Here is a 23,166-nt window from a genome sequence, read left to right as displayed (position 1 = left end):
CGTTTCCGTGACTGGTAAACATACAGACCTGTCTTCAAGAGGGGAAGCAAAGCTCCTGATAGTTACAACGCGCGCAGAATCTAGGGTCATCCTGCATAGGGAATTGTTCGATAGAAAGGGGTTCGTTTTTCCCTGTATCCTCTAAATAGAGTTTCATCTGCTCCATACTGATCTGGTACAAGTGTTGGACATTGATGAGGTCCTGCTCTGTTAAATGATGTTCGACGTGTGTACCATCCACTAAATATTCGTTTCGTATGATGATATCGTCAAGAGATTCAATTCCATGCTCGTGTCTTAAATAAAGAGCATAGAGAGCAAGTTGGTTCCGGTCCTCATCTGAAGATTTTCCCGTTTTCCAATCCACAATAATCCACTTCTCATTCTCAAGATCCTTATACACAAGGTCCATTACAATATAAACTTTTGCCTCGTCCGTCTTAAGGAAGCGGAAGGTTTCGGATTCCATAAACTTCATCTGTTCCTTGTTACGTACTTCATTGAAAGTTTTACTGGAGTAAAAATTTGCGACCGTTTTTTGGAGGCGGTCCGTTATTTTGCGCACTTTCGCTTCAGGGAGAGTGGCTGTCTGACTGTAATAAATTTCGTGAAGCATCGTATAGTGTTTCGGTCGGTTCATCCATAAATGTTCTTTCTTTGTGGATTCAATGAATCCACGGTTTAAATGATGGCGGACTTCATCTAAGAATTCTTGTTCCGTCATGACCGGTTGGTTCTTTAATACACATTGAATGGTTTGATAGATCAAATCGTGGACCACACTTCCGAAGTGCATTTCCAAGTTGGTCATTTTTTTTAAGCGGTACGCTTGTTTGGCCAATGTATCAGCTGAACGGAGCCACCCATTATGGGATACATAATAATCGTACGCATATTTCCTTAGGCAGGATAACATCGTTTTATGCCTGGAAAGAGACCAGGATAATTCCGGATAGGGTTTCACTTCAAACATGAGTAACATCCTTCGTTAGTTTCATAGATTTAGTGTTCCAATTCTATTCTTCAAAACAGAGAGGATCATCGTGTTGGTATTCTCTCATTGTTATTTTATCATGAATGACAACAACGCCTTCCTTTTCTAAGAGCTGACGTTGTCTAAGAGGGTCTTTCACAGCAATTTTTCCTTTTGCATTGACTACACGATGCCAAGGGAGTTCATGCTTCTCACTCATACTGTGAAGCGCACGGGCGACTTGTCTTGCCGCCCTGGGGTTACCGGCGCATGCCGCAATTTGTCCGTATGACATAACACGCCCTTTTGGAATACTAAGGATGATTTGAATAATCCGTTGTGTGAATGGTTGCATAAATTGGCCTCCTTACTTAAATTTTACAAGATGGCGGGGCTTTGTGAATAGAAGCCTCCCTCTATTACTGATACAATTTCTATAGATGACAGAGAGGAGACGACTAGGATGCGCATACCTAAAGTATTAACAATTGCCGGTTCTGCTGCACAGGGGAGTGCCGGCATTCAAGCAGATCTTAAGACGTTCCAAGAATTCAATGTTTATGGCATGAGTACGGTTACTGCCATTGTAGCGAATAATAAACAAACAGAACGAGGGATTTTCACCCAGCCAATCGATGCCATAGAAGCCCAAATCTATGCTTCATTCGAACATGTGGGAGTGGATGCCCTTAAAACGGGCATGTTGTTCACCGACGAAATTATAAAAAAAGTGGCCGGTCTTATTAAAGCGTCTGAAGTCACGAATGTAGTGGTAGATCCTGTGATGATTGGAAAGATGGGATCTCAGTTATTAAAAGATGAGGCGATTGAATCCCTGACAAAAGAACTTGTCCCTCTAGCAAAAGTCGTAACCCCTAATTTACATGAAGCGGCAAGAATGCTTCAATGTGAAGTCCCTGAAACTCCTGAAGATATGAAGGTTGTGGCAAGGGACCTTTATCATCTTGGGGCAGAGTATGTGCTTGTAAAAGGAGGCAGTTTAAAAGGATACCCAGCGGTCGACATGCTCTATGACGGATCAAGCATTACCGAACTTGAAACCGAAAGAGTGGAAACCATTCATACGAGCGGAGCAGGGTGTACGTATTCCGCTGCAATCACAGCAGAACTTGCCAATGGTTATTCTGTCGAAGATGCGGTCAGACGAGCCAAGTCCTTCGTAACAAGCGCCATTCGCCACGCCTTATCCTTCGACCGCGGTATAGGCTCCACCTACCATGCCGCTCATAGAATGATCAGTGATTAGAGTATATGGCAAAATCGAAGAAGACTTGATTTGGAGATAGTTCGGGTACGTTGCTGAGTTGAGCGATAGGGGTGGTCGGGAACCCGCTCGCTTTCCTTTCTCCCACGGGAGTCTCATAGCTTCCCAACCATCCCATTTATTTTATGTGAGAAACGATCGCTTCCCTGTGCGAGGGGGCTTTACACTATCCTGGTGTTATAAGCATAAAGCGCTCTATAATAAGTTTTAGGCATGCAGAATAGCGTCCGTGGGAGTTGGTTTCCCTCCAATTACCACGGCATAAAAGCAGCTTATTCCGAAGTGGTTTCGAGATACTTATATGACAAAGGGTGCGTAGGGGAATGGCGAGACTCCCGCGGAAAGCGAGCTATTCCCCGCAGTCTCCATCCTCTGAGTAAAATTCTCGAAACTGAGTCTTCAAGAATAGGAAGCGTATGGATGATATAAGAAATCCCCTCTTCACAAATGGTGAGAGAGGGGATGGGAATTAACCGTTGATGCGGTCGTATTTATCAATTTGTTTCTTGCGGACAACGTCCCAGCGGTTTTCTGGGTGTTCTTTACATTCTGCTGTACATGCGGCATGTTGCTCTTCTTCACATTCTTTACAGCATACATATTGACGGTTACATACCGGATTACTGCAGTTGATCATACGATCTTCTGCTTTCCCGCAATGTTCGCACTCAGCAATAACCTTTTCTTCCACTTGGTTGATCGGAACAGAGATACGCTCGTCAAATACATACATTTTTCCATCGAAGAGCTCACCTTTGACTTCTGGGTCTTTGCCGTAAGTGGTGATTCCACCTTCAAGCTGATAGACGTCTTCGACTCCGTTCTTCTTAAGAATACCTGTCAGTTTCTCGCAACGGATTCCGCCTGTGCAGTAGGTAAGGACTTTCTTATCCTTCCACTGGTCAGCATTTTCGGCAATCCATTCAGGGAATTCACGGGAATGGCTGACATCCGGCTGAATCGCATTGCGGAAGTGGCCGATACGGTATTCATATTCATTACGGCCGTCAATGACAATGGTATCTTCATCTTTCAGCATTTCATTGAATTCTTTTGGTTTCAAATGTTTACCACCGAATGTTTTCGGGTCGATATCATCTTCTTCAATACTCCAGTTGACCAGCTCAGGCTTCACGCGGCAATGCATCTTCTTGAAAGCGTGTCCTTCATGCTCATCAATTTTAAAGTGGATATCTGCAAAACGCTCGTCGGAGCGTACATAGTCCATATATTCTTCAACTTGTTCAACGGTACCTGAAACCGTTCCGTTAATCCCTTCGTGAGAAACGATGATTCGTCCTTTCAAACCAAGGTCTTTACAAAATTTCAGGTGATTTTGGCAATATTCTTCATAGTCAGGAAGGTCGACATACTTATAATACAGCAGAACTCGATAATCTTTTGAGCTCATAAGTGATTCCTCCTATATTTATATCTATACAGTAGTAAATAACAGAAATGTCCATACTCCATCTTATTCGATTTGGGACCGGATTTCAAATGTCAGTTTTTTGAACAAATTCCATGCGTCTGATCCTGTATGAATAGAGGCACAAGACGATGATGGAAGCCGTCATTAAGACAATCAATGAACCGAACGGTAAAATGAAATTGCTGGCACTGTAAGGCTGAGAACTAAACTCTAATAGTATACCGGCAAGAACAGAACCGGTCGCACTTCCGATGAATTGCATCTGTTGTTTTAGGCCGATCCCGGCACCGATCTGCTCTTTAGGCAGTATTCGTGAAACTTCATTGGTCGAACTCGAAGATAAACTAGAGAACCCGAAACTTGTAAACATATAAGCAATCATAATCATATACGGACTCTTTCCAGCCAGGAAAAAGAAAATCAGGGCTGAGATCATGAGTAGAATTTGGGATAAAAATAAGATTTTGATGTTTCCGTAGGCATCAATCAGTCGTCCGACATAAATGGCAGCTGCAGCTGAAAGCATAGCGCCGGGGAAAATGATAAATCCAATAGCGGCTGCCCCGCGTCCATATACTTGTTCAAGCATGATCGGCATTAAAAACAGAACAGCGAAGTGTAGAGTAAAACCGATATAACTTGTAAAAACAATTCGGCGGTAATGGCTGTTCTTTACAAGTTCAGGCTGGATAAAAGGCGCATTCGTCCGATTGACTCTCCACCAAAGGAGAGAAGCAGCCAAGAGCCCGCACAGCAAGTAGTATGGAGTTAACGTTGAAATGTATAGTAAAAACATGGTGGCGCTGATACCGGATAGAAAAGCCCCGATTACATCAAAACGCCCTTTTTCAGATTTTTCAACAGGCATAAACTTGTAAAGGACCGGGATTACGAGGAAAACCATGATGGTCACGATGAACAAGTAGTTCCAATCAAGGTAGTCGGTAATTAACCCACCGATCACGGGGCCAAGTCCAAAACCTAAGGATGTTGCAGAGGCAATTAATGCATAGGCGCTTCCTCGTCTTGTCATAGGGATGTACCTTCCGGCGAAGACCATGGATAAACCTGGGATTGCTGCCGCTCCTGCCGCCTGACATAGCCGAGCGATCAACAGCCAAATGTAACTGTCCGCTAGAAATCCGATGATGGAAGAAAGGCTGAAAATACAGATTCCTATCGTTAATAATGTCCGGATAGGCATATAGTCAGACAAGCGCGTAAAGGTAATCGTGAAAATCGCTAACACAATCGAGTAACCTGAAACAATCCAGGCTCCTTCAGAAGGCATAAGCGAGAAATCTTTCAATATATTTGGTAAAGCGATGTTGAACATCGTTGTGTTCATAACAACAATCAAAATTGTGGCTGCTAAAATGAATACCGTACGAAAATGTTCCTGGGAAGGACGAGAGGTCAGTGGCATATCGTCTCTTCTTCCTTTCTATTATTTCATTAGACACTCGAAATACTATACCACAAGTTTCCTAGAGAGAAAAATGACAAACGTAAAAACTCCCGTTGACGGCTGCAACGGGAGTTTATTTATATTCTGAAGTAGGGTTGGGTTCAGAGGTAAATCAATTGTCACATGGAGCAACAACCACTCAGTGCCTTCCGTGTTATAGAATTGTTGCGCCAAGGGTGGTTTCAAAGTGTGATAAAGCCCATGTATGCCCAGTTTCATTAAAGCTTGCGACTCCATCTTTGTGTACGTGGATGTGATAACCAAGGTTATATGCATCGATAGCTGAATGGAGCACACAGATATCTGTACAGACTCCAACAAGATGGAGGTCGGTGATCCCGCGTTCTCTCAGCTTCAAATCCAAGTCTGTTCCGGCGAAGGCACTGTAACGGGTTTTATCCATGTAAAGGGTATTGGGCTTATGCTTATTCTCTTCGTGAAGATTTTTTAGTGATCCGTACAACTCCCGTCCTTTCGTTCCCCGGATGTTGTGAGGGGGGAAAAGGTCTGTTTCAGGATGGTAAGGGTCACCTTTTTCGTGAACGTCGACTCCAAATACGACAAGGTCTTCCTCATTGATAAATGTCTCCGTTACATCATGAATGTACTTTTCCAGCGCTTGAGCGGTTGGTCCGCAGGTCAATGCCCCTTCATTTCCTACAAAGTCGTTCGTGTAATCGATGACAATTAATGCACGTTTCACTATATCCCCTCCCGGTGTCTTTACACTTATCTTAACAGAAGGGAGGGGGAAGCGCGCACTTAAAAGCCGGGAATATGCTTAGCGGAGGTCACTTTTCGATTCATAGCCATGAACAATAGTGCCCCTGAGAAAACAAGGAGAGCACTCGTAACGAAAAACACAGTAGAAAACCCGTAAACTCCAGCAATCATACCGCCCATAGATGGACCAATGATATTCCCGAGGAAACGGATGCTCGTGTTATAACCTAATACTTCCCCCTGCATGGCGACTGGGGCTTCTTGGCGGATGTAAGCGGTGCGTACAGGAATAATGCCGCCAATGGATACTCCTAACAAAAAGCGGAGGACAACCAGTTGCCAAATGTTCGTTACGAAGGCGGCAGGGAGATAAACGATTCCTGCCATGAATAAAAGGAAAACGAGAATTTTCACATAACCGATACGATCGGCGATTTTCCCCCACTGTTTGGCCATCATCAAGTTCCCTAGTCCTGCCGCTGAAAAGGCGATTCCTGAGAACAATGCTAAATTTTCCGGGCCGTGTAAATCACCAACAAATAATGAAAGGATCGGTTGAATACTGAAATGGGCAATTTGCACAAATAAAGAAACAATCATAACCATGAATAGCACGGGGTGCTTGAAGATATGGGCAAGCACCTCTTTGGATTGATAGCTTGTTTTCTCATGGTCGCCTTCTTTTCTAATTCGCTGTTCATGAATCCCAAAGAAAACGATGAGAGCAGACAGAGCGATTGTGATGGATACATATTGAAAAGTAGACGCATATCCAATGGAATCTGCAATCCAACCACCGAGCAACGGTCCCATTAAACTCCCAGTGATACTACCTGTCTGCAATGAACCTAGAACTTGGCCGGCGATATTTTTAGGAGTCTGAGTAGAAATCAGTGCTTGTGACATGGGAATGAATCCTGTGAAGATACCCATGAATAAGCGCAGAAGAAAGAGTTGCCACACGGAAGATACGTTCCCCATAAGAAACACAGAGAGTGCAAGTCCTGCAGCAGAGATGATTAAAATGTTCTTTCTCCCATATTTATCTCCAATTTTCCCCCAGATTGGAGAACATAGAAAAGCGGATACGAACGTGATGCCGAACACCCATCCAGACCAGGTTTGAACATAGGCATCTGAATAATTTCCGAGTTCTTCTATATATAAAGATAAAAACGGCAGGACCATTGTAATACTGCCAGCTATAAAAAAATTGGCAAACCACATGATCCACAGGTTCCGTTTGGTCTGAGATTCGTTAGTAAGGATAATATCCCTTCTTCCATATTATTTCGACACCCTAAATATATAACACAATTCCATATAAAGGGGAACCATGGACATCTAAGTTCCAGCATTTTTTTTGCAGTTATAAGTTTTTTATTGGTAAGGAAGGGAATTCCAATTATATCTCCTCGTTGTTAACGGTTGCAAAACATGTATATACAAATTATAATCATAGATAATTGATGTATATACAAGTTACAAAGGCTTCGATGAAAGCGTTTGAGGAGGAGAAACATATGTTTAAGAAATTGTTTGGAAATAAAGAGACAGAATTGAAAGTGGCTTCACCATTAACAGGAAAGAAGGTAACTCTGGAAGAAGTGCCAGATCCCGTATTCTCACAGAAAATGATGGGGGAAGGAATTGCAGTAGAACCAATAGACGGCGAAGTACTTAGCCCTGTAGAAGGTACGATTGTTCAATTGTTCCCAACGAAGCATGCAGTAGGTTTGGAAACCAAAAGTGGTGCAGAAATTCTAATCCATATTGGTCTTGAAACCGTTGCAATGGATGGGGAAGGCTTTGAAGCTTTTGTTTCTCAAGGGGACAAAGTGAAAGTAGGAGACAAACTGATTTCCTTTGACCTGGACCTCGTGAAAGAAAAGGCGAAGAGCACAGTAACACCGATCATTGTCACGAACAGTGATGACTTTGATGTGCAACTGGCTGAAGAAGTTGAATTGAACGCAGGTTCTACACCATTAATGACGGTGAAGAAAAAGTAAAAAACACTTCAGGAGGTAGAGAAAATGAACCATAAGAAACAGGCCGAGCAGATTTTAGAAGCCATCGGCGGGAAGGAAAACTTGTCTGCTGCAACCCACTGTGTCACACGTCTTCGTTTGGCGTTACATGATGAAGGCATAGTTGATCAGGAAAAGCTGAATAATATTGATGCGGTAAAAGGGTCATTCTCAACAAATGGTCAGTTTCAAATTGTCGTCGGACAGGGGACTGTTGATAAAGTTTATAAAGAGTTCGTAGCTCTTGCTGGAGTCGGTGAATCTTCCAAAGAAGAAGTAAAAGAGGCTTCTAAAGGAAATATGAACCCTCTTCAAAGAGCCATTAAAACGCTTGCTGATATTTTCATTCCTATTTTACCAGCAATCGTAACCGCTGGTTTGCTGCTTGGTATCAATAATATTTTAACAGCAGAGGGTATTTTCTGGGACGAACAGTCCATCATTGATGTGTATCCGCAATGGTCTGGAATAGCGAACATGATCATTATCATAGCTAACACGGCCTTTGTGTTCTTACCAGGACTCATCGGTTGGTCCGCGGTTAAGAAATTCGGAGGTAGTCCGATCTTAGGTATTGTCATAGGTCTCGTGCTTGTACACCCTGATCTATTGAACGCGTGGTCATACGGAGATGCCGTAGCTGAAGGATCAGTACCGACCTGGGATTTATTTGGATTAACCGTTGAGAAAATCGGTTATCAGGGACAAGTTCTGCCCGTTCTTGTTGCGTCTTATTTATTGACTAAAATAGAACTATTTTTACGTAACCGTATCCCTGATAACATACAATTGCTGTTTGTTGGTCCTATTTCTTTGTTAGTAACTGGGTTCTTGACGTTCATCATTATTGGACCGATTACTTTTGCTATCGGTAACTGGATCACAGATGCCCTTGTTGCAACATTCGATACTTTCGCGTGGTTAGGCGGTCTTATTTACGGTGGTTTATACGGGGTGCTCGTCATTACAGGTATGCACCATACATTCCTTGCTGTGGATATTCAGTTGGTTGGGAGCACGGGAACAACATTCTTGTGGCCGATGCTTGCTCTATCCAATATCGCTCAAGGTTCTGCTGCATTCGCCATCTGGTTAGCTTCAAAAGATGATAAGCTCAAAGGTTTGGGTCTATCTTCTGGTATTTCTGCATGGTTGGGGATTACAGAACCAGCATTATTCGGGGTGAACCTGCGCTTTAAGTATCCATTCATCATTGCCATTACTTCCTCTGCCATCGCCGGTCTTTATATCTCTGCACAAGGAGTATTGGCAAGCTCTATCGGAGTCGGTGGTGTCCCTGGGATCTTCTCAATTGTTGCGGAGTACTGGCTGGATTTTGCTATCGGTATGGTCATCGTCATTGTCCTTCCGCTCGTTGGAACGTATCTCTATGCGAAGCGTAAAAAAGACGTATAAAAATTAATAAAACGGTGGTGCTACAATGATTGAACAACCTTGGTGGAAAAAAGCTGTCGTTTATCAAATTTATCCGAAAAGCTTCAACGACACGACAGGAAATGGTGTCGGTGATATCCAGGGTATTATTGAGAAATTGGATTACTTGCATAAACTCGGGGTCGATGTCCTTTGGCTGACCCCGATGTACAAGTCTCCTCAAAACGATAATGGCTATGATATCAGCGACTATTATGACATCCATGATGAATACGGAACGATGCAGGACTTTGAAAGGCTGCTTGAAGAAACACATAACCGTGGCATGAAGCTCATCATGGACATCGTGGTCAACCACACGTCTACGGAACATCAATGGTTCCAAGAAGCTAAAAAGTCGAAAGACAATCCTTATCGTGATTATTACATCTGGCGTGATCCTGTGAACGGGGAAGAGCCGACGAATTGGCAATCTAAATTCGGCGGTAATGCGTGGGAGTATGACGAGCAAACAGGGCAGTACTACTTGCACTTGTTCGACGTTACTCAGGCCGATTTGAACTGGGAAAATGAACAGATGCGTGAAGACATCTATGAAATGATGCGTTTCTGGGGTGAAAAAGGTGTGGATGGATTCCGCCTTGATGTGATCAACCTCATTTCCAAAAACCAGGAGTTTCCGAATGATGATGGAAGTGTTGCACCAGGAGACGGGCGGAAATACTATACGGACGGACCTCGTGTGCATGAATTCATGCAGGAAATGAACCGTGAAGTTTTTAAACCCTACGACTTAATGACCGTTGGAGAAATGTCATCAACGAGTATTGAGCACTGTATCAAATATACGGCTCCTGACCGTGAAGAGCTGAGTATGACATTCAACTTCCATCACTTGAAAGTGGACTATCCAAACGGTGAAAAATGGACGGTCGCTGATTTCGATTTCCATGAGTTAAAACAGATTCTTTCCAAGTGGCAACGGGAAATGAATAAAGGAAATGGATGGAACGCCTTGTTCTGGTGTAACCATGACCAGCCTCGTGTATTGTCAAGATTCGGAGATGATGAAAACTATCCCGAAGAATCCGGCAAAATGCTTGCTACGACCATTCATATGATGCAGGGAACACCTTACATTTATCAGGGAGAAGAATTTGGGATGACCAATCCTAAGTTCGAAAGCATCGACCGTTACCGGGATGTCGAATCTCTGAATATGTATGAAGAGTTCAAAGCAAAAGGGGTAAGTGAAAAGGAGATCATTGAGATCTTAAAACAGAAGTCTCGTGACAACTCTCGTACTCCTGTACAATGGAATAGAGAAGAAAATGCCGGCTTTACTGAAGGAACCCCATGGATTGATGTAGCGGATAATTATAAAGAAATTAATGCAGAAGTGGTCATGAACAAAGAAGATTCCATCTTCAACCACTATCAAAAATTAATTGAATTACGTAAGTCTCACGACATCATCACACACGGAGATTATCGTTTGTTGACACCAGACCATAACCAGGTGTTTGCTTATCTACGTGAGTGGAACGGGGAACAGTTGCTTGTTGTGAATAACTTCTACGGTGAAGAAACGACGTTCACACTGCCAGAAGATGTCCATGTATCCGGTGAGGCTGACATCCTTCTAAGCAACTATGATGATTCTACAAAAGCTTACCGTGAAATCAGCCTTCGCCCGTACGAGTCGGTCGTTTATCATCTTACCGATGAATAGGTGAGGGGGCGCAGTATGAAAAACAAATATGTCGAGATCTATCATAATCTCGTCAAAGATATTCAGAAGGGAGAGTACGCAGCAGGAGGTACTCTCCCTTCTGAGCACGAATTGTGCGCGCGATTTGAGACATCAAGAGAGACCATCCGTAAAGCTTTAAACCTGCTTTCTCAGAATGGTTACATTCAAAAGGTGCGTGGAAAAGGGTCGGTTGTTCTTGACCGGGATAAATTTGAGTTCCCGGTTTCAGGGCTGACGAGCTTTAAAGAGCTCTCGGATCGCTTGGGCCAGAGCTTTCAAACGCATGTTCATGAACTCACCCTCGTGAAAGAGGCAAAAGTTTGTCGTCAACTTAATTGTCAGGAAGGATCTTATCTTTGGAAGGTCGTCCGTTCAAGAGAAATTGGCGGGGAGCGAATCATTTTGGATAAAGATTACCTAAGGCAGGACCTTGTGCCTGACCTTACCAAAGATATTGCTCAAACGTCGCTTTATCATTATATAGAAAATGAACTGGGACTCGATATCAGCTTTGCAAAGAAAGAGATTGTGGTCGAGCCCGTGACGGCTGAAGATGAAGAATTTCTGGATTTGAATGGTCACGACCAAGTCGTTGTCATTCGCAGTTATGTCTATTTAGGAGATACAACCGCCTTTCAGTTTACAGAATCCAGACACAGACCAGATAAATTTCAATTTGTCGACTTTGCACGAAGAACAAAGGTGTAAGGGGAAGGGGGACCATGTTGGGTCCCTCTTTGTTTTTTTAACATTACACGTTAAAATAGGAATATCGAATAGTAAGGACGAGGTGGGCGAAATGTTCGTAATCGGGGCAACAAAAAAGTTACAAAATGAAATCGACCAACCAATTGAAGACGTAGAGGATTATAAGGATGTACCGGAAATATACCAGTGGCATGCAAACGTCGTCACAATCAATCGTCGGAAGTGTCTTCTGTTGATGAATAACGCAACGGGATTGAATCTGACGTTGTTCGGTTTGAGAAAGCAGCAATTTCAACATCTCGACAATGTCATTAAAGGCTCATTAAAGCAATTGTTTCAACTGTTAGGGATAGAGAAAAAGATCACCGATCAAATGTTAGAGGCGGCGGATGAAATCGTTTATACCAAAACCAAAAGCCGGAAAGTACTCGGTATGCTGAACGAAATTAAATTTTTCTCTGAGGATAAGGTAGCAGGCAAGGCATACGAAGATATCGATGCTGCTGAAATAAATGAATTTAATAATAACCAACTTGTATTTTCTAATTTGGATCAGATTACTCCTTATAAAGAATTTACTCGTTACTTTGAAAAGCAGTAGTGTTAAGGCACTGCTGCTTTTTGTTTTCCTTACCATTGTTCAGGAATTTGAATACATATCCTTTATGAAGGATTTTATAGCTTGGGTGGATAATAATAATAAAAGGTCATGTTTCTTTGATACACATGAGGGTATATTACATAATAAGGATTTCTTATAAATGGAGGGTTATCGAATGTTTTTCAAATCTTTTTTTGATGAAGAATTAGCGCAGATGTCTTACATGATTGGCTGTCAAAAGACAGGAGAAGCCATGGTCATTGACCCTGCTCGAAATTTATCTCCCTACTATGAAACAGCTGAAAAAGAAGGATTTCATCTGTCAGCGGCCGCAGAGACACATATCCATGCAGATTTTCTTTCAGGTGCAAGGGAGCTTGCGAACGAAAAGGACCTCAAATTGTACCTTTCTGATGAAGGTGATGAGGACTGGAAGTATCAATACCTGAATGAAATCAATTGTAAGCTTGTAAAAGATGGCGATGAAATTTATGTAGGAAATGTGAGACTTGACGTCATCCATACTCCTGGTCATACACCTGAAAGCTTATCATTTTTGTTAACGGATGAAGGAGGAGGTTCTTCTGTACCCATGGGAGTCTTTACCGGAGACTTTGTCTTCGTTGGCGATGTAGGGCGACCGGATCTACTTGAAAAATCTGCCGGCGCAGAGGGTACAGCAAGTAAGGGAGCAGCGGATATGTACCAATCCCTTCAACGTTTTAAAGAAATTCCCGATTATGTACAGGTATGGCCTGGACACGGGGCAGGAAGTGCTTGCGGCAAATCACTGGGAGCTGTCCCTTCTTCAACGGTAGGCTATGAGAAAGAAAACAACTGGGCATTAAAACACACCGATGAAAAAACTTTCACCGAAGAATTATTAGAGGGGCAACCTGAACCACCAAAGTATTTTTCCATGATGAAAAAGCTGAACAAAGAGGGACCATCTCTGGAAAAGGGTCGAGATGTAGAACATATTTCGGTTTCGGATTTGGAAGGATATATTTCTGATGAGTATATGGTGGTGGATACAAGACCATCATCTGAATTCTCAAACGGACACTTAAAAGGAACAATCAACATCCCTTATAATCGTTCATTTACGAATTGGGCAGGCTGGTTGATTGAATATGACCAAAAGGTTGTAGTCATCGCGTCTAACGAAACTATCCCGGCAATTAAGCGATCCTTAGAGTCGATTGGATTGGATGACCTTGTTGGTTACGTGGATGAATCAGAAGTTAATGACTATGGTGGGTTAGAAACCTATACAAGCATTACAGCAGAAGAGCTCGAAAACAAATTCAGAGGACATGAGGATTATGTCATCATCGATGTCAGAAATGATAGCGAATGGGACGATGACCATATCGACGAAGCTCAGCACATCATGCTCGGGAAGCTGAAAGAGAGCATGGAAGATGTACCTTCCAATAAAACACCGATTGTCCATTGTCAGTCAGGCATGAGGTCGGCGATTGCTGCAAGTTTATTGCAGGCCTATGGATACAAGGATGTATTGAACTTGAAAGGCGGATTTTCAGCCTGGAAAGAGCATAAAGAAAAAATAAACGCTTAGTTACTCAAAAACCTGCCCTGAGATCTCAGGGCAGGTTTTTTCAGCAAAAAAAAGACCTCTACCATAAAGATAGAGGCAAAAGTTTGTATAGGTATAGGATTAGGGGAGGTGTTAATTATATAAAAATTGAATTAACACACAAAATTAAAACTAAAAATCAATGTTGCAGAAAATTAAATCTCATCCACAACTAGTGGTCTAGGATAAGTTTCATCCATAGCACTGTCGGTGTAGGTTACACCTGCTGAAAGAGAAACAGCAAGGCCAACTAGTGCAATTAAGCTTAAAAGCTTTTTCATAAAACAGTCCCTCCTAAATTAGAGTATTTATTTAACAAATCAATTGCTAACCTAAGGTATTTTGTTGATTTTTTATAGCTTCTCTCTCCTTCTAAGAGTTCAGAAACTATAATCGAATATCTGATAACAAATCTAGGCAATTTTTTATTTTGAAAGTGAGGGATCACAACATTTTCCAGGTAATCAATGGTGTGGTTGTCCTTTTCAATAAGCATGGAATATACGTTTAAATGAATTTCATCCGTTGTAGTATCCAACTTTGAGGACCTTAAATGGGTATATCCTCTTTGAATCCATTCTTTACAATCGTCATAATTGCTTAATTTATAGTTTTCTAATATTAAGCAATGAATAGTTTCAAAGATTTCCAAATCGGATGCTGTATCAGTACGGTAGGGTAAGCTTCTCTTGTAGTTTAAAAGAGCCGTTTCATACTGTCCTCTACGAGCTTCTATAACACCGATGTTGTGATAAATCACACCTAATTGATAGTGATTGTTAGTTTGCGTAGCTATTTTGCTAACTAGATGGTAATTTTCAAGTGATTTAGCATAGTTTTTCAATCGACCATAATTAATCCCTAAAAGGATATGACAGTCAGCACTTTTACCAAGGTTATATTGTTTTTGGTAAAGGGATAAAGCTTGATCTGCATAAAATATAGATGCAGAGATATGGTTGGATTGGGATGAACTTAGTGCGAGTAAATAGTATAGATCGCTTTCTTCCCACTCTTTTACCTCGACTGAAACACTGTAGTTTTTAGCTTCCATTAATTGTTGGAAGGAATCTTCAAAATCCCCACGGTAATATTTGAGTAATCCCGTGCTTAAATGGAAATAATACCTCATCTCTTCATCAAATGTATCCTCATGCTGACGGATATTTTTCCATACATCGTAAGCCTCCTCCACCTCATTTTCTAACAATAGATGGCGAATGCGGAACAACTCGAAAAATATATACAAATGATGATTATTCAGCGTATCTTTTTGTTGTTTAAGTTCTTCCTTTAACTCCCTGGCCTCTTCTTTCCGTTTAAAGACGATCATTTCATACCATTCCTTCAATTTTTCTTTGGAAGGGTGATGATAAGAAGAGTCATGGAAATCGAGCCCTAGACGTTCATAGAGGTGCTCAAGTACCTCGAACGCGGGAACGGTTTGATCGTTCTCAATCTTAGACAAATACGCCGGCGAGATTATCCCATCTGCGAGCTGGTTTTGGGTTAAACCTTGCTTCACGCGATGGAATCGAAGCACTTTACCATATTCCATTTTTCTCACACCTAGTTGATCAACTGTTGATTTTTCAGAGTGTTTGCTCTTTCAAATCTATATTTAGAATACATGTTCGTTCTGGGATTTTCAACAAAATTCACTAGTTTCCCAAGTCGGGAAAAATTTGTGGCTTAAAGGGGACTTTGGGAGGGGGACTTTCATAGATTTCCATTTTATGGTTTTATTTCCCCTTCAAAGAGGAACTTTTTGGAACCTATGAGTAATCATACAACATTACGGGTATAAAAGGTATAGGAATTTTATAAAAAGTATCATCAAGACCGTCATTAACTACAAGTGAGAAGGAGGAATAATTGTGGGATATAACGTCACACAAAAATTGATTAAGGATCACTTGGTAGAGGGGGAGATGAATCCTGGGTCGGAAATTGGACTGAAAATTGATCAAACGCTTACACAGGATGCGACCGGGACGATGGTTATGCTTGAACTGGAAGCGATGGGCATTGATCGGGCAAAAACGGAAGCTTCCGCGCAATATGTGGATCACAATTTAATCCAGGAAGATAGCAAAAACCCGGATGATCACCTTTTTCTCGAGAGTGCCGCAAAGCGATTCGGCTTGCATTTCAGTAGACCGGGAAATGGAGTGAGCCACCCTGTTCATATGCAGCGGCTTGCGAAGCCTGGAAAGACGCTGCTTGGTTCGGACAGTCATACATGTGCCAATGGTTGTATGGGGATGCTTGCCATGGGCGCCGGCGGTATTGATGTAGCCATGGCCATCGCTGGTGAGCCTTTCTATGTAAAAATGCCGAAAGTCTGGGGAGTAAAAGTGACTGGAGAGCTTCCAGACTGGGTTAGTGCAAAGGATGCCATTTTAGAGATGCTCAAAAGGCATGGGGTCAAAGGCGGGGTCAACCATGTCTTTGAATACTATGGTCCTGGTTTGAAAAACTTAACGGCCATGGATCGTCACGTGATTGCCAACATGGGGGCTGAGCTTGGAGCCACAGGTACGGTCTTCCCATCAGACGAAGAAACGAAGCGTTTTATGAAGCTACAAGGAAGAGAAGATGATTGGATAGAACTAGTTGCAGATGATGATGCGACGTATGACGTACATGATGAGCTGGATCTTTCTTCATTAGGACCAATGGTGGCCAAACCATCAAGCCCTGGAAATGTCGTTCCGGTAGAAGAAGTGGAAGGAGAGCCCATTTACCAATCGTATATAGGTTCATCAGCGAACCCTGGATACCGGGACTTCGCAATTGCTTCGAAAATTGTAGAAGGAAAGCATATTGCGGATGGTGTATCCTTTGATTTGAACCCTACTTCTCGTCAGATGTTGATTGATTTGTCTCAGGAAGGTCATATCGCTAACTTCCTTCAAGCGGGGGGAAGGTTGCATCAGGCCGGCTGTAACGGATGTATTGGAATGGGACAGGCGCCAGCGACAGGCAGAAACAGTTTGCGTACGACACCAAGGAACTTTCCAGGACGATCAGGTACAAAAGAGGACAGTGTTTTCTTATGCGGTCCTGAAACGGCTGCCGTCTCAGCTTTGACAGGAAAGATTACAGATCCGAGGAAATCAGACTTCGATTTTCCAAAAGTGAAGGATTTGGACAAACCAACGGTGGACACAAGGTTACTTGATAAACCTTTACCTTTTGAGGAAGCGAAGGATGTAGAGCTAGTCAAAGGTCCAAACGTGGCCTCCATTCCTGAGATGGGTGAACTTCCAGATGATATGGAACTGCCTATCTTACTTAAGATGGGTAATGATATTTCCACAGATGAAATACTAGCAGGTGGAGCTCGTGTCCTTCCTTATCGAAGCAACCTACCTGAAATCAGTAAATTCACGTTTGAAATTGTTGACGAAACGTATTACGATCGCGCAATGGAAGCGAGAGAGGACGGCGGTCACGCTGTCGTGGCAGGGGCAAACTATGGGCAAGGATCCAGTCGTGAGCATGCGGCTCTCGCACCGAAATATCTCGGTCTTAAAGTGGCCATTGTGGAAGACTTTGCACGGATTCACTGGCAGAACCTTGCTAACTTTGGAGTATTGCCATTGACCTTTACCGACCCATCCGACCTCAATGACTTGGAGCAAGGAGACGTCCTTGTATTCAAAGGTTTGAGAGATAAAATTAAGCAGTCTCCTCAAGTGGAAGTCGAAGTAAAAGGAAAAGATAAAACCTTGAAACTTGAGCATGCCCTTTCTGATCGGCAGATTGAAATCATGCAAATGGGTGGCTTAATCAACTGGGTGAAAAATAGATTGGAATCATAAAGAAGCTCCGGCTGGGTTTATCCCGCCGGAGTCTTTTTTATAAATCACTTTTATATTCTTGTGGTGTCCAGTGGAGTCAAGCTTTCTTCAATCTCCTTACGTTTGTGCTCTAAAAACGGGGGAAGAGCAAGACTCTCTCCAAGATGACCCACGTCCTCATCTGTAGCGAAACCGGGTCCATCTGTAGCCAGTTCAAAAAGGATGTGGTTGGCCTCCCGGAAATACAGAGACTTGAAGTAGTAGCGATCGACAAGGCCAGAGTTAGGATAACCTGCGGCTTGGATAACTTCCTGCCATTTTTTTAGTTCATCCTCATCATTTACACGGAAGGCTACATGGTGAACGCTCCCGCGTCCTGGTTTTTCGGGCTTGCCATCGGGATCTTCTTCCACATGAACTTCTGCACCGGTTCCTCCCTCGCCGGTTTCAAAAACGATCCATTGCTCATAAGCTCCTTTTTTTTGAAATCCTAAGATCTCGGTAAGGACTTTTTCTGTTTTAGCTGCATCGTTTACGGTGAGGTGAATGGGACCAAGCCCGGTAATCCCATATTCCTCAGATACAGTAGAATGTTCCCATGCTTTTCCGGCTTCTACACCGCTATTATTTTCATCAGATATGAGGATGAGCCGTTGTCCTTCGGGATCACGGAAGAAGAGCGTGTTTCGACCGTATCTTTCTTTAATCTCATCTTGTTCAACAGAATGTTCTTCGAAGCGTTTCTTCCAATACTTCAAAGCTGCATCGCTTTTTACACGAAGCGATGTGGTGGAGATGCTTCGCGTTCCGGGATACGTATGGCCAGCTCGGTGAATTTCAAAAAAGGTTAAGTCTGTTCCAGGTCGACCTTTCTCATCCGCATAAAAAAGGTGGTACATGGAGGGTGCATCCTGATTGACTGTTTTCTTGACTAAGCGCATGCCCATAACTTTTGTATAGAAATCATAATTGCTTTTGGCATTAGCGGTAATAGCTGAAACGTGATGAATGCCCTTGAGTTGCATGGTCATTCCTCCTTGTTTTCAATAATCTTGAATTCGAGATAATTGTATTATTTTTTGTATATCACTGTCAAAGGTTCTGTTTCAGCCTTTTCTTTCAAAAGGAAAGATTCTCGTGTGCAGTGACTTGGAGAAATATGTGATGGGCTTTGTTTTAAATATAGAAGGGGGGAGGAAATCCACAAGTTGGTTCATTTGGATATCGGCCTCCGCCTTTTGCAGTCTCCAGTTCTTATGGAGAATAGGGCCCTTGTAAATCTTAGAACGTTTCACCACCCATAAGGCATACCTTTCTGTTAACCAATAAATGAGGGACCCTGGCTGAGCATGTACAGGGTTAGATACCGTATGGAAGCTTGCGTGAAAATGAGAAGCAGGGTAATTTTTATGGACCCGTCTACTCGTAAACTGATAGCCCGTCTCGGTTTGATCCATTCTCATTTTCGCATGGACATAAGGCAGTCCAAACAGGGTACGGGCTAAAAACACACCAAGGGGGTGATTGGCATCGAGAGTGATGAAATAAACCCCTGGTTCACCTTTGAACGTAACGTATGTGCGAACATTTAATTCAAGCAGTTGATTTCCAAATGGGAGAGAGGGGAGAGCACGGAAGCGGATATTTTGCATGCGGAAGGGGACGATGGCAATCCAGGCTGAATTGTTATACTGGTCGATAGTAAAGGCAGAAGGAATGAAAGGGCGTAATACTTCTGCCGGGACAGGCCAATGCATAAAAATCAAGTCATTCCACTCTTGATGCATAATCCAATGGTTTCGGTCCATGTATATCACCTCTATCATGGTTTACCCTGAGGATCATTGAATCATACATCTCAGTGTTTTCATTATGATGGAGTTACAAATTATAGTTTTTTAATTAATTTCTCTTCCTTTTCTCTTTTAGAGATTTCCTCTTTCAACATATAAATGAATTCGTCTTCAAGCTTCAAGTCTATAGCTCTTAGGAGTGTATCTTTTAATAACCTAGAAGAGAGCTGTTCAATGATCATTTTTATGGCCCCCTACACGTGCGGTTTCATCATTTCCATCGCAACACTTGCCGTTCCAATGATGTTGCCATTGGAATCATAGATCGGCTGGCAGAATATATCATAGACGATCGATCCCTCTGAGAGTGGGAATGATACCACTTGTCTTATTGGTTTCTTTTCTAACACCACTTTTTTCTTGATGTTCAATAACTCCTCTGTGGCATCATGTTGATAAATTTCATCCACCCTTTTCCCAATGACTTTACTCATAGTAAAGTCAGGATGGCTATTGAAAAGCCAAGTATAACGGTGCTCAAGGTCACAATGGGCGATTGTAATGGGGGAACCTGTGAGTGCTGCTTCAAAAGGTTCACTCAAATGTTCGGAAAAAAAGAGTGAAGGGTTGATATGAAGGGAGGAAGAGATGCGAGAAGCGACCGTCATGCTTGGATTTCTTGTGCCATTCTCAATTTGAGCATAATAGGCACGGTCAATGTGGGCTCCTGCTGCAACTTCTTGTTGTGTTAATTGTTGTTCTTTTCTTAATTGAATTAGCCATCTTCTCATATTTTTCCACATCCTGATTTCTATTTTCATATAATTAGTTCGTTTTTCTTAGCTGGATTCCTTGTGGCAGATTGCTACAATATCATGGATTTCCCTTAAATTTATCGTTACACTCTCCATTCAAGGTGATACAAGGGCCATACGGGGGTGTATCCTCATACATTCTCTCTCTAGCATTATTATTCTAGCAGGAATATAAAAAAACGCCTATTTTATTGGTGAGAATTTGTTATAATCAATCAGTCTGAAATAAACGGAAAGAATTACAAGGAAAAAGCTTCTACAGGGAGGGGGATCACAATGACATGGGATATATTGAACATACTAGCCGTGGCGGCGTTTGCTTTTAGTGGGGCTATTGTCGCGTTAAATGAAAGATATGATATATTTGGCACGTTTATTCTTGGTATTGCGACACCATTCGCTGGAGGAATCATCAGGAATATTGCTCTGGATGTACCGGTCGTCCATGTTTGGGAACAAGGCTACCTCTTTTATGTAGCACTTGGTACGATTGCCATTGTCTATTTCTTCCCTAAGACGTGGGTTATGACGTGGGACCGTTGGAATATATACCCGGATGCGATTGGTTTATCTGCATTTGCTCTTCAAGGAGCATCTTTTGCTATAGAAAATGGTTTTCCTCTTGGGGGGATTATATTCGCAGCCATCCTGACAGGCGTCGGGGGAGGGGTGACAAGGGATGTTCTGGCTCAACGCAGACCCATGGTCATGCACCAGGAGATTTACGCCGTGTGGGCATTAATGGCTGGGCTCCTTATTGGATTAGGATGGATCGATATCGAAAGCGCCTGGCAGACCTATATGATTTTCTTGCTCGTCATCATCTGCCGTGTCGCTTCCTTCCACCTAGGCTGGCATTTACGTTTCAGAGACCTATACCGTCTGTAAATTACTGAAGAGGGTTATCTTGTAGGATATGGCAGGATTGTGCAAGACTCCATTTCGAGACTTTTATTAAGTGGATGGGGGCTACGGGGAATAGCTCGCTTTCCGCGGGAGCGCGATGAACCTCCGTTCCTTTGCTATATAAGAGTCTCGAAACTGAGTCTTAAAGTAAAGGGAGCTTTAATGGAAAAAGGATATAAAAAGCACTCAGAGGTTTAGGTCTCTGAGTGCTTCGTTGTTTTTAATAGCGGAATAAGTCACCTGAGAGGTAACGCTCTCCGGTGTCTGGTGCGATACATACGATCACTTCTCCCGGCTTTTTCTTTTTTGCAACCTGAATGGCTGCCCAACAGGCGGCTCCACAGGAAGTCCCAAGGAGTAAGCCTTCTTCACGAGCAAGCCTGCGGGTGATGTCATAGGCATCTTCATCTGTCACTTGGAAAATTTCGTCATATACTTCCTGGTTCAAGATGGATGGAACGAATCCCGGGCTTGTCCCAACAAGCTTATGCTTTCCGGGTTTTCCACCGGAAAGTACAGGGGAGCCCGCGGGTTCTGCTACATGGATGGTCACGTCTTCATACCGTTTTTTCAGCTCTTCACCTGTTCCTGTAATGGTACCGCCTGTTCCAGCAGTAGAAACGAAAGCGGATAGAGGTTTGCCGAGCTCCTCCATAGCTTCTATAATTTCTGCCGCCGTTGTATGGCGGTGGGCGTCTGGATTAGCCATGTTTTCAAATTGCATAGGCATAAAGCTTCCTTCAATTTCATTGACCAATTCTTTCGCTTTGGCGATGGCTCCTGGCATTTTTTCATCTCCAGGTGTCAGAACGATCTCCGCACCGTAGGCCTTCAAAAGGTTGATCCGTTCTTGAGTCATCGTATCCGGCATGACAAGAATGGCTTTGTATCCTCTTGCGGCAGCGTTCATAGCGATTCCGATCCCCGTGTTTCCACTGGTCGGTTCGATGATCGTTGCTCCTTTTTTAAGGTGCCCATCCTTCTCTGCCTGTTCCATCATGTTGAAAGCGGCGCGGTCTTTGACACTTCCGCTCGGGTTGTACTTTTCCAACTTCATATAGATATCGGCTCCGCCTTCTGGCGCAATACGATTCAGCTTAACTAAAGGTGTATCTCCAATTAGATCGGCAATATTGTTAACCACACGCATATCTGTCACTTCCTTATTATTGGGAATGGTAGTCCAATTTTATCATAATTGCATGGACGCCTTCATCTGCTTTGCTTATCACTCCATATGTTCGTTTACAACTCGTTGTGCAAATTGGAAAGTGTTGCTTGGGACAGCAATTTTAAATGCAAGTTGGTTGGAATTTAAATTGAAGCGGTCAACTTTCACATTGAAATTACTTGCCGTGTCCATTTGAGTGACAGCAACATAAATGTTTTCTTCATTAGGGTTTACGATGACCCATTCAGGTAAGTTATAGTTGTCTTTCACGAATTCCAATACTTTTTTATTAGGTAGGGGGAGTTTCCCTAAGGAAATTTTCTCTTGCCTTAAAACAAGATCACCATTTTCCTGCACTTCAGGGTGCAGCTCTACATTTATAGGGATGACCTGATCGAAGGCTTTAATGTTCCCTGATAACGTAACATTTCGGTCTAAGGTGATGGAATAGTCGAAAACGGTCTGGGTTGAAAGTTCTGAGAGGTATTCATTGGCGAGTTGCTCCATGTTTTCTTTCGTAGAAACGATGGTGAACTCTGCATCAGGGCTTTCTTTTTCCTGATCCACATTAACGATGGTATAAGAGCTTGGCAGGAAAACTAAAGCGGCAAGCCAAATGACAACTCCTAGATTGATCAGAGCTAAAAGCCAAAAGGACGTTCTCCATTTATTATTTAACAATAGTCGTTTCATCTTATACATTCCAC

General features: G+C 42.7%; 23 protein-coding genes. 9 read left to right on the top strand and 14 right to left on the bottom strand.

Going from position 1 to position 23,166, the window contains the following annotated elements; all coding sequences use genetic code 11:
- Positions 1 to 34: 34 nt before the first annotated feature.
- Both K2225_RS10115 and K2225_RS10110 read right to left on the bottom strand, forming a co-directional pair.
- The gene (locus K2225_RS10115) at positions 35 to 973 is read right to left on the bottom strand and encodes a PD-(D/E)XK nuclease family protein (RefSeq protein ID WP_220584618.1); all 939 of its coding nucleotides are present in this window, start codon (positions 971 to 973) and stop codon (positions 35 to 37) included.
- A 43-nt stretch (positions 974 to 1,016) separates the two neighbouring features.
- Positions 1,017 to 1,328, bottom strand: coding sequence for an MGMT family protein (locus K2225_RS10110; protein ID WP_220584617.1), 312 nt, complete (start codon positions 1,326 to 1,328; stop codon positions 1,017 to 1,019).
- Positions 1,329 to 1,436: 108 nt separating this feature from the next.
- Here K2225_RS10110 and thiD point away from each other — a divergent pair, with 108 nt between their 5' ends.
- On the top strand, positions 1,437 to 2,240 hold the full coding sequence (gene thiD, locus K2225_RS10105) for a bifunctional hydroxymethylpyrimidine kinase/phosphomethylpyrimidine kinase (protein ID WP_220584616.1): 804 nt from the start codon (positions 1,437 to 1,439) through the stop codon (positions 2,238 to 2,240).
- Between the two features lie 487 nt (positions 2,241 to 2,727).
- Here thiD and trhO read toward each other — a convergent pair whose 3' ends face one another.
- From trhO to K2225_RS10085, 4 genes are all read right to left on the bottom strand, one after another.
- Positions 2,728 to 3,669 carry an oxygen-dependent tRNA uridine(34) hydroxylase TrhO gene (trhO, locus tag K2225_RS10100; RefSeq protein WP_220584615.1) on the bottom strand — a complete coding sequence of 314 codons (942 nt, stop codon included), beginning with the start codon at positions 3,667 to 3,669 and terminating at the stop codon, positions 2,728 to 2,730.
- An 85-nt stretch (positions 3,670 to 3,754) separates the two neighbouring features.
- On the bottom strand, positions 3,755 to 5,116 hold the full coding sequence (locus K2225_RS10095) for an MFS transporter (protein WP_220584614.1): 1,362 nt from the start codon (positions 5,114 to 5,116) through the stop codon (positions 3,755 to 3,757).
- Positions 5,117 to 5,312: 196 nt separating this feature from the next.
- On the bottom strand, positions 5,313 to 5,861 hold the full coding sequence (locus K2225_RS10090; RefSeq protein ID WP_220584613.1) for a cysteine hydrolase family protein: 549 nt from the start codon (positions 5,859 to 5,861) through the stop codon (positions 5,313 to 5,315).
- 59 nt (positions 5,862 to 5,920) lie between these two features.
- On the bottom strand, positions 5,921 to 7,108 hold the full coding sequence (locus tag K2225_RS10085; RefSeq protein WP_220584612.1) for an MFS transporter: 1,188 nt from the start codon (positions 7,106 to 7,108) through the stop codon (positions 5,921 to 5,923).
- A 296-nt stretch (positions 7,109 to 7,404) separates the two neighbouring features.
- On the opposite strand from K2225_RS10085, the gene K2225_RS10080 reads away from it, so the two are divergent.
- The 6 genes from K2225_RS10080 to K2225_RS10055 all read left to right on the top strand — a co-directional run bounded on the left by K2225_RS10080 (position 7,405) and on the right by K2225_RS10055 (position 13,950).
- Positions 7,405 to 7,893 (top strand): PTS sugar transporter subunit IIA, encoded by a 489-nt coding sequence (locus K2225_RS10080; RefSeq protein WP_220584611.1) that lies wholly within the window; start codon positions 7,405 to 7,407, stop codon positions 7,891 to 7,893.
- A gap of 24 nt (positions 7,894 to 7,917) precedes the next feature.
- Positions 7,918 to 9,327 carry a PTS system trehalose-specific EIIBC component gene (gene treP, locus K2225_RS10075; RefSeq protein WP_220584610.1) on the top strand — a complete coding sequence of 470 codons (1,410 nt, stop codon included), beginning with the start codon at positions 7,918 to 7,920 and terminating at the stop codon, positions 9,325 to 9,327.
- 25 nt (positions 9,328 to 9,352) lie between these two features.
- Complete coding sequence (treC, locus tag K2225_RS10070; protein ID WP_220584609.1) at positions 9,353 to 11,038, top strand: alpha,alpha-phosphotrehalase; 1,686 nt, start codon at positions 9,353 to 9,355, stop codon at positions 11,036 to 11,038.
- A 15-nt stretch (positions 11,039 to 11,053) separates the two neighbouring features.
- Complete coding sequence (treR, locus tag K2225_RS10065) at positions 11,054 to 11,767, top strand: trehalose operon repressor (RefSeq protein ID WP_220584608.1); 714 nt, start codon at positions 11,054 to 11,056, stop codon at positions 11,765 to 11,767.
- A 91-nt stretch (positions 11,768 to 11,858) separates the two neighbouring features.
- Positions 11,859 to 12,368: a DUF6933 domain-containing protein gene (locus K2225_RS10060; protein ID WP_220584607.1), complete on the top strand. Its 510-nt coding sequence runs from the start codon at positions 11,859 to 11,861 to the stop codon at positions 12,366 to 12,368.
- A gap of 175 nt (positions 12,369 to 12,543) precedes the next feature.
- Complete coding sequence (locus K2225_RS10055) at positions 12,544 to 13,950, top strand: MBL fold metallo-hydrolase (protein WP_220584606.1); 1,407 nt, start codon at positions 12,544 to 12,546, stop codon at positions 13,948 to 13,950.
- 173 nt (positions 13,951 to 14,123) lie between these two features.
- Here the strand turns inward: K2225_RS10055 and K2225_RS20055 are convergent, their stop codons facing one another.
- Positions 14,124 to 14,249, bottom strand: coding sequence for a hypothetical protein (locus K2225_RS20055; protein WP_255574376.1), 126 nt, complete (start codon positions 14,247 to 14,249; stop codon positions 14,124 to 14,126).
- On the bottom strand, positions 14,246 to 15,526 hold the full coding sequence (locus K2225_RS10050) for a helix-turn-helix transcriptional regulator (RefSeq protein ID WP_220584605.1): 1,281 nt from the start codon (positions 15,524 to 15,526) through the stop codon (positions 14,246 to 14,248). Before K2225_RS10050 ends, K2225_RS20055 begins: the two co-directional genes overlap by 4 nt.
- A gap of 319 nt (positions 15,527 to 15,845) precedes the next feature.
- Between K2225_RS10050 and K2225_RS10045 the strand changes: the two genes are divergently transcribed.
- Positions 15,846 to 17,795, top strand: coding sequence for an aconitate hydratase (locus K2225_RS10045; RefSeq protein ID WP_220584604.1), 1,950 nt, complete (start codon positions 15,846 to 15,848; stop codon positions 17,793 to 17,795).
- 50 nt (positions 17,796 to 17,845) lie between these two features.
- Here the strand turns inward: K2225_RS10045 and K2225_RS10040 are convergent, their stop codons facing one another.
- The 4 genes from K2225_RS10040 to K2225_RS10025 all read right to left on the bottom strand — a co-directional run bounded on the left by K2225_RS10040 (position 17,846) and on the right by K2225_RS10025 (position 20,358).
- The gene (locus tag K2225_RS10040) at positions 17,846 to 18,799 is read right to left on the bottom strand and encodes a ring-cleaving dioxygenase (protein WP_220584603.1); all 954 of its coding nucleotides are present in this window, start codon (positions 18,797 to 18,799) and stop codon (positions 17,846 to 17,848) included.
- 81 nt (positions 18,800 to 18,880) lie between these two features.
- Positions 18,881 to 19,582 carry a YqjF family protein gene (locus tag K2225_RS10035; protein WP_220584602.1) on the bottom strand — a complete coding sequence of 234 codons (702 nt, stop codon included), beginning with the start codon at positions 19,580 to 19,582 and terminating at the stop codon, positions 18,881 to 18,883.
- A gap of 80 nt (positions 19,583 to 19,662) precedes the next feature.
- The gene (gene sda / locus K2225_RS10030) at positions 19,663 to 19,809 is read right to left on the bottom strand and encodes a sporulation histidine kinase inhibitor Sda (RefSeq protein ID WP_255574375.1); all 147 of its coding nucleotides are present in this window, start codon (positions 19,807 to 19,809) and stop codon (positions 19,663 to 19,665) included.
- Between the two features lie 12 nt (positions 19,810 to 19,821).
- Positions 19,822 to 20,358, bottom strand: coding sequence for a helix-turn-helix domain-containing protein (locus K2225_RS10025; RefSeq protein ID WP_220584601.1), 537 nt, complete (start codon positions 20,356 to 20,358; stop codon positions 19,822 to 19,824).
- Positions 20,359 to 20,658: 300 nt separating this feature from the next.
- On the opposite strand from K2225_RS10025, the gene K2225_RS10020 reads away from it, so the two are divergent.
- Positions 20,659 to 21,270: a trimeric intracellular cation channel family protein gene (locus K2225_RS10020; RefSeq protein WP_220584600.1), complete on the top strand. Its 612-nt coding sequence runs from the start codon at positions 20,659 to 20,661 to the stop codon at positions 21,268 to 21,270.
- Between the two features lie 238 nt (positions 21,271 to 21,508).
- On the opposite strand, the gene cysK is transcribed toward K2225_RS10020, so the two are convergent.
- A complete protein-coding gene (gene cysK, locus K2225_RS10015; protein ID WP_220584599.1) occupies positions 21,509 to 22,438 on the bottom strand; it encodes a cysteine synthase A in 930 nt (309 codons plus the stop codon).
- Positions 22,439 to 22,516: 78 nt separating this feature from the next.
- Positions 22,517 to 23,152, bottom strand: coding sequence for a YpmS family protein (locus tag K2225_RS10010; protein ID WP_220584598.1), 636 nt, complete (start codon positions 23,150 to 23,152; stop codon positions 22,517 to 22,519).
- Positions 23,153 to 23,166 lie beyond the last annotated feature (14 nt).

Origin of the sequence: Halobacillus sp. Nhm2S1 (assembly GCF_019599545.1) — a bacterium.
Classification (GTDB): Bacteria; Bacillota; Bacilli; order Bacillales; family Halobacillaceae; genus Halobacillus.
Note: the sequence above shows the minus strand (reverse complement) of the source record. Positions and strands in the feature narration are given on the sequence as shown.

Excerpts from the sequence above, each read along its gene's own strand:
- K2225_RS10115 (WP_220584618.1), bottom strand. The coding sequence starts at position 973 with ATGTTTGAAGTGAAACCCTATCCGGAATTATCCTGGTCTCTTTCCAGG.
- K2225_RS10085 (WP_220584612.1), bottom strand. The coding sequence starts at position 7,108 with ATGTGGTTTGCCAATTTTTTTATAGCTGGCAGTATTACAATGGTCCTG.
- K2225_RS10050 (WP_220584605.1), bottom strand. The coding sequence starts at position 15,526 with ATGGAATATGGTAAAGTGCTTCGATTCCATCGCGTGAAGCAAGGTTTA.
- treC (WP_220584609.1), top strand. The coding sequence starts at position 9,353 with ATGATTGAACAACCTTGGTGGAAAAAAGCTGTCGTTTATCAAATTTAT.
- K2225_RS10025 (WP_220584601.1), bottom strand. The coding sequence starts at position 20,358 with ATGAGAAGATGGCTAATTCAATTAAGAAAAGAACAACAATTAACACAA.
- thiD (WP_220584616.1), top strand. The coding sequence starts at position 1,437 with ATGCGCATACCTAAAGTATTAACAATTGCCGGTTCTGCTGCACAGGGG.
- K2225_RS10060 (WP_220584607.1), top strand. The coding sequence starts at position 11,859 with ATGTTCGTAATCGGGGCAACAAAAAAGTTACAAAATGAAATCGACCAA.
- K2225_RS10035 (WP_220584602.1), bottom strand. The coding sequence starts at position 19,582 with ATGGACCGAAACCATTGGATTATGCATCAAGAGTGGAATGACTTGATT.
- K2225_RS10095 (WP_220584614.1), bottom strand. The coding sequence starts at position 5,116 with ATGCCACTGACCTCTCGTCCTTCCCAGGAACATTTTCGTACGGTATTC.
- K2225_RS10020 (WP_220584600.1), top strand. The coding sequence starts at position 20,659 with ATGACATGGGATATATTGAACATACTAGCCGTGGCGGCGTTTGCTTTT.
- K2225_RS10110 (WP_220584617.1), bottom strand. The coding sequence starts at position 1,328 with ATGCAACCATTCACACAACGGATTATTCAAATCATCCTTAGTATTCCA.
- sda (WP_255574375.1), bottom strand. The coding sequence starts at position 19,809 with ATGATCATTGAACAGCTCTCTTCTAGGTTATTAAAAGATACACTCCTA.
- treP (WP_220584610.1), top strand. The coding sequence starts at position 7,918 with ATGAACCATAAGAAACAGGCCGAGCAGATTTTAGAAGCCATCGGCGGG.
- K2225_RS10055 (WP_220584606.1), top strand. The coding sequence starts at position 12,544 with ATGTTTTTCAAATCTTTTTTTGATGAAGAATTAGCGCAGATGTCTTAC.
- trhO (WP_220584615.1), bottom strand. The coding sequence starts at position 3,669 with ATGAGCTCAAAAGATTATCGAGTTCTGCTGTATTATAAGTATGTCGAC.
- K2225_RS20055 (WP_255574376.1), bottom strand. The coding sequence starts at position 14,249 with ATGAAAAAGCTTTTAAGCTTAATTGCACTAGTTGGCCTTGCTGTTTCT.
- cysK (WP_220584599.1), bottom strand. The coding sequence starts at position 22,438 with ATGCGTGTGGTTAACAATATTGCCGATCTAATTGGAGATACACCTTTA.
- K2225_RS10040 (WP_220584603.1), bottom strand. The coding sequence starts at position 18,799 with ATGCAACTCAAGGGCATTCATCACGTTTCAGCTATTACCGCTAATGCC.
- K2225_RS10010 (WP_220584598.1), bottom strand. The coding sequence starts at position 23,152 with ATGAAACGACTATTGTTAAATAATAAATGGAGAACGTCCTTTTGGCTT.
- treR (WP_220584608.1), top strand. The coding sequence starts at position 11,054 with ATGAAAAACAAATATGTCGAGATCTATCATAATCTCGTCAAAGATATT.
- K2225_RS10080 (WP_220584611.1), top strand. The coding sequence starts at position 7,405 with ATGTTTAAGAAATTGTTTGGAAATAAAGAGACAGAATTGAAAGTGGCT.